The 13,544-nt window shown below is 56.7% G+C and carries 13 protein-coding genes; 7 read left to right on the top strand and 6 right to left on the bottom strand.

Going from position 1 to position 13,544, the window contains the following annotated elements:
• The first annotated feature begins 127 nt into the window (after window positions 1–127).
• Complete coding sequence (gene dld / locus DBY73_RS18615; protein WP_112012538.1) at window positions 128–1,864, top strand: D-lactate dehydrogenase; 1,737 nt, start codon at window positions 128–130, stop codon at window positions 1,862–1,864.
• 124 nt (window positions 1,865–1,988) lie between these two features.
• Complete coding sequence (locus DBY73_RS18620) at window positions 1,989–2,543, top strand: GNAT family N-acetyltransferase (protein ID WP_112012539.1); 555 nt, start codon at window positions 1,989–1,991, stop codon at window positions 2,541–2,543.
• A 96-nt stretch (window positions 2,544–2,639) separates the two neighbouring features.
• Here the strand turns inward: DBY73_RS18620 and pbpG are convergent, their stop codons facing one another.
• Both pbpG and DBY73_RS18630 read right to left on the bottom strand, forming a co-directional pair.
• Entirely contained in the window at window positions 2,640–3,560 is a 921-nt protein-coding gene (gene pbpG / locus DBY73_RS18625) for a D-alanyl-D-alanine endopeptidase (RefSeq protein ID WP_112012540.1), read from the bottom strand.
• Window positions 3,561–3,726: 166 nt separating this feature from the next.
• On the bottom strand, window positions 3,727–4,314 hold the full coding sequence (locus DBY73_RS18630) for a Yip1 family protein (RefSeq protein ID WP_112012541.1): 588 nt from the start codon (window positions 4,312–4,314) through the stop codon (window positions 3,727–3,729).
• A gap of 156 nt (window positions 4,315–4,470) precedes the next feature.
• On the opposite strand from DBY73_RS18630, the gene DBY73_RS18635 reads away from it, so the two are divergent.
• The gene (locus DBY73_RS18635) at window positions 4,471–5,043 is read left to right on the top strand and encodes a DedA family protein (protein WP_112012542.1); all 573 of its coding nucleotides are present in this window, start codon (window positions 4,471–4,473) and stop codon (window positions 5,041–5,043) included.
• 24 nt (window positions 5,044–5,067) lie between these two features.
• Here the strand turns inward: DBY73_RS18635 and mdtQ are convergent, their stop codons facing one another.
• Both mdtQ and dusC read right to left on the bottom strand, forming a co-directional pair.
• Window positions 5,068–6,486, bottom strand: a complete 1,419-nt coding sequence (gene mdtQ, locus DBY73_RS18640) for a multidrug resistance outer membrane protein MdtQ (RefSeq protein ID WP_112012588.1) — start codon at window positions 6,484–6,486, stop codon at window positions 5,068–5,070.
• A gap of 331 nt (window positions 6,487–6,817) precedes the next feature.
• A complete protein-coding gene (dusC, locus tag DBY73_RS18645) occupies window positions 6,818–7,750 on the bottom strand; it encodes a tRNA dihydrouridine(16) synthase DusC (RefSeq protein WP_112012543.1) in 933 nt (310 codons plus the stop codon).
• 178 nt (window positions 7,751–7,928) lie between these two features.
• Between dusC and DBY73_RS18650 the strand changes: the two genes are divergently transcribed.
• The 4 genes from DBY73_RS18650 (at window position 7,929) to sanA (ending at window position 10,872) form a co-directional block, all read left to right on the top strand.
• The gene (locus DBY73_RS18650) at window positions 7,929–8,327 is read left to right on the top strand and encodes a CidA/LrgA family protein (RefSeq protein ID WP_112012544.1); all 399 of its coding nucleotides are present in this window, start codon (window positions 7,929–7,931) and stop codon (window positions 8,325–8,327) included.
• On the top strand, window positions 8,324–9,019 hold the full coding sequence (locus DBY73_RS18655) for a CidB/LrgB family autolysis modulator (RefSeq protein WP_112012545.1): 696 nt from the start codon (window positions 8,324–8,326) through the stop codon (window positions 9,017–9,019). Before DBY73_RS18650 ends, DBY73_RS18655 begins: the two co-directional genes overlap by 4 nt.
• A 128-nt stretch (window positions 9,020–9,147) precedes the next feature.
• A complete protein-coding gene (gene cdd, locus DBY73_RS18660) occupies window positions 9,148–10,032 on the top strand; it encodes a cytidine deaminase (RefSeq protein WP_112012546.1) in 885 nt (294 codons plus the stop codon).
• Window positions 10,033–10,158: 126 nt separating this feature from the next.
• A complete protein-coding gene (sanA, locus tag DBY73_RS18665) occupies window positions 10,159–10,872 on the top strand; it encodes an outer membrane permeability protein SanA (protein WP_112012547.1) in 714 nt (237 codons plus the stop codon).
• Between the two features lie 92 nt (window positions 10,873–10,964).
• Here sanA and mglC read toward each other — a convergent pair whose 3' ends face one another.
• Window positions 10,965–11,975, bottom strand: coding sequence for a galactose/methyl galactoside ABC transporter permease MglC (gene mglC, locus DBY73_RS18670; protein ID WP_112012548.1), 1,011 nt, complete (start codon window positions 11,973–11,975; stop codon window positions 10,965–10,967).
• Between the two features lie 15 nt (window positions 11,976–11,990).
• Window positions 11,991–13,511: a galactose/methyl galactoside ABC transporter ATP-binding protein MglA gene (mglA, locus tag DBY73_RS18675; RefSeq protein ID WP_112012549.1), complete on the bottom strand. Its 1,521-nt coding sequence runs from the start codon at window positions 13,509–13,511 to the stop codon at window positions 11,991–11,993.
• Window positions 13,512–13,544 lie beyond the last annotated feature (33 nt).

Raw genomic sequence — 13,544 nt, forward strand, 5'->3', positions numbered from 1 at the left:
GTGTGCCATAAACCCTCTTTCGCTTGCAGGGTTATTCTCTGATTTTTCTGATGAATAGTAGACCGCTCAACAGTTAATCGCGCTATGCTTTACAGCGAGAAATTTGCCCCACCACAAGGAGTGGAAGATGTCTTCTGTTCGAACTGACGATAACAACGCTTTTATTAACGAACTGTCGCGCCTGGTTGGCTCCTCTCACCTGCTTACCGACCCGGCAAAAACGGCCCGCTACCGTAAGGGCTTCCGCTCCGGCCAGGGCGATGCGCTGGCGGTTGTTTTCCCCGGCACGCTGCTGGAGCTGTGGCGCGTACTCAGCGCCTGCGTCGCCGCCGACAAGATCATTTTAATGCAGGCCGCCAATACCGGCCTGACGGAAGGCTCAACGCCGAACGGCAACGACTACGATCGCGACATTGTGATTATCAGCACGCTGCGCCTCGATAAGCTTCACCTGCTGGACAAAGGCGAGCAGGTGCTCGCCTTCCCCGGCACGACCCTCTATTCGCTGGAGAAAGCGCTTAAGCCGCTGGGGCGCGAGCCGCACTCCGTGATTGGCTCCTCGTGCATCGGCGCGTCGGTGATCGGCGGGATCTGCAATAACTCCGGCGGTTCGCTGGTGCAGCGCGGCCCGGCGTATACCGAGATGTCGCTCTTTGCGCGGATCGACGAGAACGGCAAGCTGACGCTGGTCAACCACCTGGGTATCGACCTGGGCGTGACGCCGGAGCAGATCCTGAGCAAGCTGGATGACGATCGCGTGAAGGATGAAGACGTGCAGCACGACGGCCGCCACGCGCACGATCATGATTACATCACCCGCGTGCGCGACATTGAGGCCGACACCCCGGCGCGCTACAACGCCGATCCGGATCGGCTGTTTGAATCCTCCGGCTGCGCGGGCAAGCTGGCGGTGTTTGCGGTGCGTCTCGATACCTTCCCGGCAGAAAAAAAGCAGCAGGTCTTCTACATCGGGACTAACCAGCCGGAAGTGCTCACCGAAATTCGTCGCCATATCCTGGCCGAATTTACCCACCTGCCGGTGGCGGGCGAGTATATGCACCGGGATATTTACGATATTGCCGAGCGCTATGGCAAAGATACCTTCCTGATGATCGACAGGCTCGGCACCGACAAAATGCCGTTCTTCTTCACCATGAAGGGGCGTACCGACGCGATGCTTGAGAAAGTGCCGCTGTTTAAGCCCCACTTCACCGACCGCTTTATGCAGAAGCTGGGCAACGTCTTCCCGGCACACCTGCCGGAGCGGATGAAAACCTGGCGCGATAAGTACGAACATCACCTGCTGCTAAAAATGGCCGGAGACGGCATCGAGGAAGCGCAGGCCTGGCTGACCGAGTTTTTCAAAACCGCCGAAGGAGATTTCTTCGCCTGTACCCCTGAAGAGGGCAGCAAAGCCTTCCTTCATCGTTTTGCGGCAGCGGGCGCGGCAATTCGCTATCAGGCGGTACATTCCGAAGAGGTGGAAGATATCCTGGCGCTGGATATCGCCCTGCGTCGTAACGATACCGAGTGGTTTGAACACCTGCCGCCGGAAATTAACGATAAGCTGGTGCATAAGCTCTATTACGGCCACTTTATGTGCTACGTATTCCATCAGGATTACATCGTCAAAAAAGGCGTTGATGCGCACGCGCTGAAAGAGGAGATGCTCGCCCTGCTTCACGCGCGCGGCGCGCAGTACCCCGCGGAGCATAACGTTGGCCACCTGTATAAAGCCCCGGAAACGCTTACGCGTTTTTATCGCGAGAATGACCCTACAAACAGTATGAATCCCGGGATTGGTAAAACAACGCGGAAGAAATACTGGAAAGAGGATGTTGAAACCGAGCAGCGCGACGCGTAAGCCCCTGAATCCGGACTACCGCTATATTTGAGAGATTGTTAAGCGCTCCTTAAACGTACTAGAGTAGCAGCCTGTCGCCGGAGAAACGCTTCTCCGGCATTGCATCACGAGGAGCAGGCACATCATGTCGGCTGTTGATACTTTGTCCGAAAGCGGAGTGGTTGTGCGCGATGCCCTTCCCGATGACGTGCATGCCATCTCCGCCATTTACGCGTGGCACGTTCTTCACGGCCGCGCATCGTTCGAGGAAGTTCCTCCTACCGTCGACGACATGCGCCAGCGCATAAAAAACGTCAGCGATAGCGGCCTGCCCTGGCTGGTTGCCCTCTATCGCGGCGTCGTGGTCGGCTATTGCTACGCCACGCCCTATCGTCCACGCCATGCCTATCGCTACACCCTCGAAGAATCCATTTACGTGGATGCCAGCGCCACCGGACGAGGGCTAGGCTCAACGCTGTTAAGCGCGCTGATCGAGCGCTGCGAACAGGGCCCGTGGCGGCAAATGATCGCCGTGGTGGGAGACGGAAACAATAACGCGGGGTCGCTGCGGCTGCATAAAAAACACGGCTTCGTGGTGGTGGGCCAGCTGCGCAGCGTAGGCTACAAAAAAGGCGACTGGCGGGATACGCTGATCATGCAGCGATCGCTCAATGAGGGCGACTGGACGCTGCCGGAATAAACGCTGTGCGGTCTGGTGCCCTCACCCCGGCCCTCTCCCACAGGGAGAGGGAGAAAACATAAAAAACGGTAACCTGGGTTACCGTTTTGCGTTTACCTAATCGTTCTGCGCGGTCGCCATCTGTTCCGCTTTCTGCTTTTTGTACGTCAGCGCCGCGGCCGGCACCGGCTGTACCTTCCCTGTCTCGATCCAGGTGCGCAGGCGGCTGGCATCCGCAAAGTGGGTGTATTTGCCAAAGGCGTCCATCACCACCAGCGCCACCGGCTTGCCGTTGAACACGGTACGCATCACCAGACAGTGGCCCGCCGCGTTGGTAAAGCCGGTTTTGGTTAGCTGTATGTTCCAGTTTTCGCGGTAAACCAGATGGTTAGTGTTGCGGAACGGCAGCGTGTAGGAGGGATTGGCGAACGTCGCCATATCCTCACGGGTGGTGCTGAGCTGGCCGATCAGCGGGTACTGCTTGCTGGCAATCAGCATCTTCGTTAGGTCACGCGCCGTCGACACGTTGTGGATCGACAGGCCGGTAGGCTCAACAAAGCGGGTGTTGGTCATGCCCAGGGATTTGGCTTTGGCATTCATCGCGCGAATAAACGCGTCATATCCGCCCGGATAGTGGTGCGCCAGGCTCGCCGCCGCGCGGTTTTCTGACGACATCAGCGCCAGCAGCAGCATGTTTTTACGGCTAATTTCGCTGTTCAGGCGCACGCGAGAGTAAATTCCCTTCATCTCCGGCGTATGGCTGATATCCACCTTCAGCGTTTCGTCCAGCGGCAGCCGTGCGTCAAGCACCACCATCGCCGTCATTAATTTTGTGATTGAGGCAATCGGTCGCACCAGATCGGGATGGCTGGCGTAGATCACCTTATTGGTGTTGAGATCGACAATCATCGCGCTGCCGGACGCAATTTGCGGTTGAGCAGCCGGCGCGGCGGCTGTCGCGGCTGCCATCGCGGGCACGGCCGCAGACGCACCGAGGATTAGCGCAAGGCTAAGTATAGAGACACGGAATTTCAGCATGGTGAGACTTCTGATAGTGAATCAGGCACGTATTGACGTACGCCGCCTGCGCGTATGAAAAACGCAGGCTGGCCAGGGCATCATAGCGGGCACCGTGAAATGTCGCCAGCGGATAATCATGAACGGATGCTGCGCTGCTGGCAATTGCGCCAGCAGCGCAGTGAGCTTAGAAAAGACGGTATCCGTAGCCCCACAGAATCACCGTCAGCGCCAGCAGCGCCTCCAGAACCAGCACGCCGATAGCCAGCGTTGAGCTGGAGAAGCTCAGGCCCTCTTCTTTATTGATATTCAGGAACGTGGGCACGCCCAGATACAGCAGATACCCCGTGTAAAAGAGCGCAAGCGTACCGATCAGCGCGCACAGCCAGACCAGCGGATAGAGCGCAACAATGCCGCTTAAAAACAGCGGAGTCGCGATATATCCGGCGAAAATCATACAGTTTGCCAGAGACGGACGTTGAGGAAAGTTACGCGCCATCCAGTGGATCACGCGCCCCATTACGGCCACGCCCGCCAGCATGACGCCGTAGAACAGAATGGCCAGGTAGAGCCCGGTAAACCAGGAGAGCTTAACCACGGTGCCATCACCGAAGTTCCAGCCGATTTGCGTGGTGCCAATGAACGCGCAAATCACCGGCACCGCCGCCATCAGCAGCACGTGGTGGGTATAGTGATGCGCAACCGTTTCGTTCTCATTTCTGATCACGTGCATTTCACGATCGGGATGGGAGAAGAGTCCCCAGACATGGTTCATAACGCCCCCTTGTTGTCGGCCCGTCATCGATACCTCAAGTATAATGCAGGCTTTAGATTATTTTATGTACAACGCTAAATTTGCCTCTGATGCCGCGCTATTTATAGATGGGGTGTATCATTAACGGAGGAGAAACAAGGAGACGACGCGTACTTAATGGATATCAACGGTCTGATTGAACAATACGGATACGCTGCGCTGGTGATTGGCAGCGTGGCGGAGGGCGAAACCATCACGCTGTTAGGCGGGGTTGCAGCGCATCAGGGATTGCTCAAGTTTCCGCTGGTGGTTGCCGCCGTAGCGCTGGGCGGCATGATTGGCGACCAGCTGCTCTACTTTCTGGGATTACGCTTTGGGCCTACCCTGCTCAAGCGCTTTTCGAAGCATCGCAAGAAGATTAACCGGGCGCAAAAGCTGATCCAGCGTCACCCTTATCTCTTTGTGATTGGCACCCGCTTTATGTACGGCTTTCGTATCATCGGGCCAATACTGATCGGCGCAAGCCGCCTGCCGCCGAAAATCTTCCTGCCGCTGAATATCCTCGGGGCCATCGCCTGGGCGCTGATTTTCACTACGCTCGGCTACGTCGGAGGCGAAGTGATAGGCCCGTGGCTGCATAAGTTTGACCAGCACGTGAAGCACTGGGCATGGCTGATCCTGGTGGTTGTGGGGGTGATTGCGGTGCGGCTGTGGCTAAAGCACCGGGAGAATAAGCGGGATGGGGATTGAGTAAATCACCACATCCTCCCCTTTTCACCCCTGACGATAACCGCCGCCCAGCGCGGAGGTGAGCTGCAGGGTGGCGTCCAGGTACTGCTCCTTTAAGGCCAAGCCGGCGATCTTTTCCTGAAGCACCGGGATTTTCGCCTCGCTGACGCGCGATCCCGCAATCAGCCCTGCGCTAAAGCGCGCCTGCGCAAGCGCAACCACCCGCGCGGCGTCGCGCTCTACGCGCTGATGCTGCTGACTTTTGCGGGTTAAGGTCTCAACTTCACTGGCGGTGCGCGCCACCTGGTTTACCGCATCCACCACCGCCTTGTTGTAATCCGCAACGCTGAGGTTGTTTTGCGCCTGGGCGATATCCAGCTGCGCGTTGAGGCGACCGCTGTCGAAAATCGGCAGCGTGAAGCCTCCCGTCACGCCCATCTGCTGCGCGGAATGGCGAAACAGATCGCTCAGGTGCAGCGCATCCTGCTGCAAAAATGCCATCAGGTTAACATCGGGGTAGAACGCCGCCCTGGCCGCATCGACGTCATTCATCGACGCTTCGATATACCAGCGGGCTTCCTGAAGATCGGGGCGACGCGCCAGCAGCTCGTAGCCAAGCGTCGTAGGCAAAGACGCCTCAACGGTCGGCAGCTCGCGGCGCGTGAGCGTCACCGATGCCGTATTGGTCAGCGCCTGGAGCCGCGCTTCAATGGCCTTCATCTTGCCCGCGGCGTCGGCCATGCGCTCTTCGGTTTTGCCTGCGTCAATGTCGGTTTCGACACCTTGAACGGACGAGGCGATCCCGTGCTGATACAGCTGTTTATCCGCCGAGATAATATTATTCTGCTCCTGGCGAATATCGCTCAGCACGCCGTAGATTGCCGCCTGCGTTTGCCACTCCCAGTAGAGCCGCGCCACGCTGGTCGCGAGCAGCTGGCGGGTCTGCTCCAGCTCCGCCTTTTGCGCGTTTACTTTACCTATTCGCGCCGCAACCCGGTCGCGGTTTTTCCCCCAGAGATCCAAATCCCAGCCCGCCGTCAGGCCGAACGTGCCGTTGGTGTACCACGGGCCGGTGGTCCCCGCCGCTGGATCGGTCAGCGCAAACGGCCCCATTAAGCCTTCTGCAGACATTTTCTGGCGCTCAACGTCAGCAGAAAAATCAATCTCGGGGCCGTCGGCGGCCATCGCGGCTTTCGCCTGCGCTTCGGCAAGCGTAATGCGCTGCCGGGCAATCGCCATATCCGGCGCATCGCCTAGGGCTTTCGCAACCAGTGAATTTAGAAGAGGATCGTTATAGTCCTTCCACCACGCGCTTTTCGGCCAGTCGGCGCGGTTCAGATGTGCGTTAACGCCAGCGGCAACCGGCTGCGTTTTGATCGCGGTAATCGTGGGATGCTGCGGCGCGCACGCCGCCAGCGTGAAGACCAGAGGCGTCGTCAGGGCTAAAAGAAAAGAACGTTTCATCACGTCAGGCACTCAAAAATGAAAGGCGCAAATTACGCCGGGTGCCATTCTTTTTTTTAGTAACCCGTGGCAATCCACACGTTGTCATACAATCACATAACCGGAAAATTATTTATCAAATCAATCAATAGATTAAACGCATTCTCGGCAATTATGATTTAGCGCGCCGAGGGGCTGCTACACTTTATGTGACAAACATGCACAGGAGAGGCAAATGAAGATATTACTTTGGATTATTTTGATTATTTTTCTGATTGGGCTGTTGGTGGTAACCGGCGTATTCAAGATGATATTTTGAGTGAACGGCCCGGCATTGCGCCGGGCCGTTTCGTTATTTGGACTGGATCACGCTGGCAATATCGGCCGAGGTTTGCAGCGTGCGGATCTCCTGAAAAAGGCCCAGCGCTTCGCTGTACTCCTTACGCAGATAGCTCAGCCACTGCTTAATGCGCGCAACGTGATACAACCCGGTATCACCCTGCTTTTCGAGACGGCTGTATTTCTGCAGCAGCGTGACGACGTCCGCCCACGGCATGCGCGGCTCGTTATATTTCACTACCCTGCTCAGGTTCGGCACGTTCAGCGCGCCGCGGCCTATCATCACCGCATCGCAGCCCGTCGCCTTCAGGCAGGCCTGCGCGCTGTCATAATCCCAGATTTCGCCGTTGGCAATCACGGGAATGGAAAGCCGCTTGCGGATTTCGCCAATCGCCTGCCAGTTAATGCGTTCGGCCTTATAGCCATCTTCTTTGGTACGGCCATGCACCACCAGCTCGGTGGCGCCCGCCTGCTGTACCGCATCGGCAATCTCAAACTGCCGCGCGTCGCTGTCCCAGCCCAGCCGCACCTTAACCGTGACCGGCAGATGAGACGGCACCGCCTCACGCATCGCTTTTGCGCCGCGATAGATAAGCTCCGGATCTTTCAGCAGGGTCGCGCCGCCGCCGCTGCCGTTCACCAGCTTCGAGGGGCAGCCGCAGTTGAGATCGACGCCGTAAGAGCCCAGCTCAACCGCGCGGGCGGCGTTTTCCGCCAGCCATTCCGGATACTGCCCCAGCAGCTGGATGCGCACCAGCGTGCCGGAGGTAGTACGGCTCTGGCGATGCAGCTCCGGGCAGAGCCGATAGAACGATTTTGCCGGCAGTAGCATATCCACCACGCGTAAAAACTCCGTCACGCAGAGATCGTAATCATTTACCTCGGTCAGCAGCTCGCGCACGAGCGAGTCGAGCACGCCTTCCATAGGGGCCAGCAAAACACGCATATCAGTACCTGTAAAAAAAGACGCGCTATAGTTGCATGTAAACTGAACCCTGTCTATTTGTGGAAATGCCCGACGTTCCGTTTTGGAATGTCTGGTATGCTCAAAATTCATGTTGTGATCCGTGGCACATTTCAGGGTTTAATTGTATGATGAATGCGTTTCAGCAAGGACTTTCACCATGAGTAAATCATTGAATATCATCTGGCAATATCTGCGCGCATTCGTTCTGATTTATGCCTGTCTGTACGCCGGGATCTTCCTCGCCTCCCTGCTGCCTATCACCATTCCCGGCAGCATTATCGGGATGCTGATCCTCTTCGTGCTGCTGGCGCTGCAGGTTATTCCGGCGAAATGGGTTAACCCAGGCTGCTTCGTGCTTATCCGCTACATGGCGCTGCTGTTCGTGCCCATCGGCGTGGGGGTCATGCAATATTACGATTTGCTGATGGCACAGTTCGGGCCTATCGTCGTCTCCTGCGCGGTCAGCACGCTGGTGGTCTTCGTGGTGGTGAGCTGGAGTTCGCACATCGTTCACGGTGAACGCAAAGTGGTCGGGCAGAAAGGAACCAAACAATGATGGCTAATATCTGGTGGTCGCTGCCGTTAACCCTGGCGGTATTCTTCGCCGCACGCCGGCTTGCGGCGCGGTTGAAAATGCCGCTGCTTAATCCGCTGCTGGTCGCAATGGTGGTGATAATCCCTTTCCTGCTGCTGACGGGCATCCCCTACGAACGCTACTTTGCCGGAAGCAAAATTCTCAACGATCTGCTGCAGCCGGCCGTCGTGGCCCTGGCGTTTCCTTTATATGAACAGCTGCATCAGATCCGCGCCCGCTGGAAGTCCATCATCACCATCTGCTTCGTGGGCAGCCTCGTGGCGATGGTCACGGGGACATCGGTGGCGCTGCTGATGGGAGCATCGCCGCAGATCGCCGCTTCAATCCTGCCGAAATCGGTCACCACGCCCATCGCCATGGCGGTAGGCGGCAGCATCGGGGGGATCCCCGCCATCAGCGCCATGTGCGTGATTTTCGTCGGCATCCTCGGCGCGGTGTTTGGCCATACCCTGCTTAACGTGATGAAAATCCACACGAAAGCGGCGCGTGGCCTGGCAATGGGTACCGCCTCGCACGCGCTGGGTACCGCGCGCTGCGCCGAAGTAGACTACCAGGAGGGGGCATTTAGCTCGCTGGCGCTGGTCATCTGCGGGATTATCACCTCGCTGATTGCGCCGTTTGTCTTCCCGGTTATCCTGGCGGTAGTGGGCTAAAATTTGCGATGCGTCGCGCAAATTTCATTTTGATTTCATAAGTTGCATAAATTATGTGATTAATATCACAAATAAGACCTTAGCGGCTCCGTACACTACCGATCCATTAACCGTTATGAGGCAATGCCATGCACCCACGTTTTCAATCTGCTTTCGCCCAGCTCGCAGTGAATTTGCAATCAGCCCTGGCCCCGGTTCTGGCGGATGAGCATTTCCCCGCCCTGCTGACCGCTGAGCAGGTCGCGACGCTTAAAGAAGCAACGGGGCTGGACGAAGACGCGCTGGCTTTTGCGCTGCTGCCGCTGGCTGCCGCCTGCGCGCGCGCCGATCTTTCACACTTTAACGTGGGTGCCATTGCACGCGGCGTGAGCGGAACCTGGTACTTCGGCGGGAACATGGAGTTCCTCGGTGCGACCATGCAGCAAACCGTTCACGCAGAGCAGAGCGCCATCAGCCACGCCTGGCTGCGCGGTGAAAAATCCCTGCGCGCCATTACCGTTAACTACACCCCGTGCGGCCACTGCCGCCAGTTTATGAACGAGCTAAACAGCGGGCTGCAGCTGCGCGTTAACCTGCCGGGCCGCGAGCCGCGCACGCTGGGGGATTACCTGCCCGACGCCTTCGGACCGAAAGATCTTGAGATCAAAACGCTGCTGATGGACGAGCAACACCACGGTTTCGCCCTGTCCGGCGATGACCTGAGCGAAGCCGCTATCGCTGCCGCGAATAAGAGCCACACGCCGTACAGCAACTCGCAGAGCGGCGTGGCGCTGCAGTGTCGCGATGGCCGCATCTTCACCGGTAGCTATGCCGAAAACGCCGCGTTTAACCCAACGCTTCCTCCGCTGCAGGGCGCCCTTAACCTGCTGAGCCTCAACGGCTATGACTACCCGGATATTCAGCGCGCCGTTCTGGCTGAAAAAGCCGACGCGCCGCTGATCCAGTGGGATGCCACCGCCGCAACGCTCAACGCGCTCGGCTGTTCAACACTCGAGCGCGTCCTGCTTGCGTAATCCTGTCGGCGGGCAGAAATGCCCGCCCCTGTGATGAAAAACCCTTCAGTTGATTCTCTGTTTCTTGCGCTTACCGGGCGGGTAAAGTAGCCTGAGTGAACTTTCATCCACGAACGAGCCATCTCCATGTTAAAGCGCGTGTTTTACAGCCTGTCTGTCCTGGTCGGCATACTGCTGTTGATCGTGCTTGGCCTCGACCGCTGGATGAGCTGGAAAACCGCACCGTACATTTTCGACGAGCTGCAGGATCTTCCCTACCGCCAGGTCGGCGTGGTGCTCGGCACCGCCAAATACTATCGCACCGGCGTGATTAACCAGTATTACCGCTACCGTATTCAGGGCGCGCTGAACGCCTATAACAGCGGGAAGGTTAACTACCTGCTGCTGAGCGGCGATAACGCCCAGCAAAGCTATAACGAGCCGGTAACGATGCGTAAGGACCTGATTGCCGGCGGCGTCGATCCGGCAGACATCGTGCTTGACTACGCCGGCTTCCGCACCCTGGACTCCATCGTGCGCACCCGCAAGGTCTTCGACACCAACGATTTCATCATCATTACCCAGCGCTTCCACTGCGAGCGCGCGCTGTTTATTGCCCTGCACATGGGCATTCAGGCGCAGTGCTACGCCGTGCCGTCGCCGAAGGATATGCTCAGCGTGCGCGTGCGCGAGTTTGGCGCCCGCTTTGGCGCGCTGGCCGATCTGTATCTCTTCAAGCGCGAGCCGCGCTTTTTAGGCCCGCTGGTGCCGATCCCGGCAATGCACGAGGTGCCTGAAGACGCGCAGGGTTATCCGGCGGTCACGCCCGAGCAGCTGCTGGAGTTGCAGAGGAAACGCTAACCCTACACTCGCGATGCTGTAGGCCCGCTAAGCGCAGCGCCATCGGACAAAAAAGGCCCGCTACGTGAGCGGGCCTTTTCATTTTTAAGCACTTATTTCTTACGCGCGTACTTCAGTGAATCCAGGGCAACCGCGAAGATGATAATCGCGCCCTTGATGATGTACTGCCAGTACGGGTTCACGCCGATGTAGGTCAGCCCGTAGTTGATGACGGTAAAGATAATCACACCGGTCACCACGCCAATTACCGTACCGACACCGCCGCTGAAGGAGACGCCACCCACCACGCAGGCTGCAATCGCATCCAGCTCGTACATGAAGCCAAGGTTGTTGGTCGCCGAACCGATGCGCCCTGCTTCCAGCATCCCGCCGAAGGCGTAGAACACGCCGGACAGGGCATAAATCATCAGCAGGTTCAGCGCAACGTTTACGCCGGACACTTTCGCCGCTTCCGGGTTACCTCCGATGGCGAAGATATTTTTGCCGAAGCGGGTTTTGTTCCACAGCACCCAGACGAAGGCCACCGCAATCAGCGCATAGAACGTAATGTACGACAGGCGGAAGCTGCCGAGCGCCACGAAGCCCTGGGTGAAGGTCGAGAAGCCGCTGTCGAAGCCGGAAATCGGCGACGCGCCCACGAAGTCGTAATACAGGGAGTTGATGCCGTAAACGATAATCATCGTGCCGAGGGTGGTGATGAACGGCGTCACGTTGAGGTAGGCGATGATAATACCGTTGATCAGGCCAATCACCGCGCCGATGGCGCATACGATCAGGATCACCACGAAAATCGGCATGGTCGCCATTTCCGGGAACACCTTGTTGGCATTTTCCATCGACTGCAGCAGCGTGGCGGCGATAACCGCCGCGAGGCCAACCTGACGCCCGGCCGAAAGGTCCGTCCCCTGGGTAACGATAAGCCCCGCCACGCCCAGCGCGATGATAATACGCACGGAGGACTGGGTCAGAATGTTACTCAGGTTCAGCAGGCTTAAGAACGTAGGGTCCTGGAAAATAATAATGGCCAGCAAAACTAAAAGAACGACGTAAATACCGCCTTCTTTCAGATAAGTGAGAAAACTTTTTTTATTTAACGCACTCATGAGGAGCCCCTGATCTTAAAGGTGCAAAGACGCAAGACGCAAAATTTCGTTTTGCGTTGTCGTTTTGGTGTCAACAATACCGGCAACGAGACCATTGCTCATTACCAGAATACGATCCGTGATCCCTAACAGTTCCGGCATTTCGGAAGAGATAATAATGATCCCTTTATTCTTTTTCGCCAGCTCGGCAATCAGCTGGTAAATTTCGAATTTTGCCCCTACGTCGATGCCGCGCGTTGGCTCGTCCAGCATCAGAATTTCCGGCTGGGTTAATAGCCAGCGGCCAATAATGACTTTCTGCTGATTACCGCCGGAAAGAGAGCCAATCTGCGTGCGGTGGCCCGGCGTTTTTACGCGCATTGAGTCAATCACCCACTGGGTATCGCTCTTCATGCGGGAATTATCCAGCAGTCCAATTTTGCTCTTGTAGTTACGAATATTCGAAATTAACGAGTTAAAGTTAATATCCAGATACGCATAAATACCGGTTGAGCGGCGCTCTTCCGTCACCAGCGCAAAACCGTTATTAATGGCTTCGTTGGCGTTGTGGTTATTAATTTTCTTGCCGTGCAGCGTAATCGTGCCGCCGGACTTCTCGCGAATGCCAAACAGGGTTTCGACGATATCGGTACGCTTGGCGCCCACCAGCCCGGCAATACCCAAAATTTCGCCCTTGTGCAGGTCGAAGGAGACGTCGCGAATGGACGGCTGGCGCAGCGAGGTCAGGTTGCGCACCTCGAGGATCACCTCTCCCGGCGTGTTCTCTTTGTCCGGGAAGCGCTGGTTCAGGGAGCGGCCGACCATCATGGCGATGATCTTGTCCATATCCAGCCCTTCCAGCGGCTGGGTAGCAATCCACTGGCCGTCGCGCAGAATGGTGATTTCGTCGCACAGCTGGAAAATCTCTTCCATCTTGTGGGAGATATAAACAATCCCGCAGCCGCGATCCTTCAGCTTGCGAATAATGGTGAAAAGGTGGTTAACCTCTTTTTCCGTTAATGACGAGGTCGGCTCATCCATAATGACGATTTTGGCATCATAGGAGAACGCTTTCGCAATTTCGATCATCTGCATCTGGGAAACGGATAATGTTCCGACGCGGGCGCGCGGATCGATATCAATATCCAGCTCGTCAAAGATGGCTTGGGTGTCGCGGTACATTTTGTCCTGATCGACAAAGACACCTTTGGTTGGATAACGGCCCAGCCACATATTGTCCATAACCGAGCGTTGCAATACCAGGTTTAGCTCCTGGTGAACCATCGAGATACCGTTTTCCAGCGCTTCTTTCGCCGAATGGAAATCGATCTCTTTTCCCTGAAAAAGAATACTGCCAGAATCTTTTTGATAGATCCCAAAAAGACATTTTAATAACGTTGATTTACCGGCGCCGTTCTCCCCCATAAGTGCATGAATAGAGTGGGGACGTACCTTTAAATTAACATTATCAAGCGCCTTAACGCCGGGAAAAGACTTGTTGATACCGCTCATTTCTAACAAGTATTCGCCTGACGACTGAGTAGGTGTGCTGACCATAATTATACCTTGTTGGCCTCGCATATCGCGTTA

Origin of the sequence: Enterobacter sp. RIT418 (genome assembly GCF_003057745.1) — a bacterium.
Classification (GTDB): domain Bacteria; phylum Pseudomonadota; class Gammaproteobacteria; order Enterobacterales; family Enterobacteriaceae; genus Enterobacter.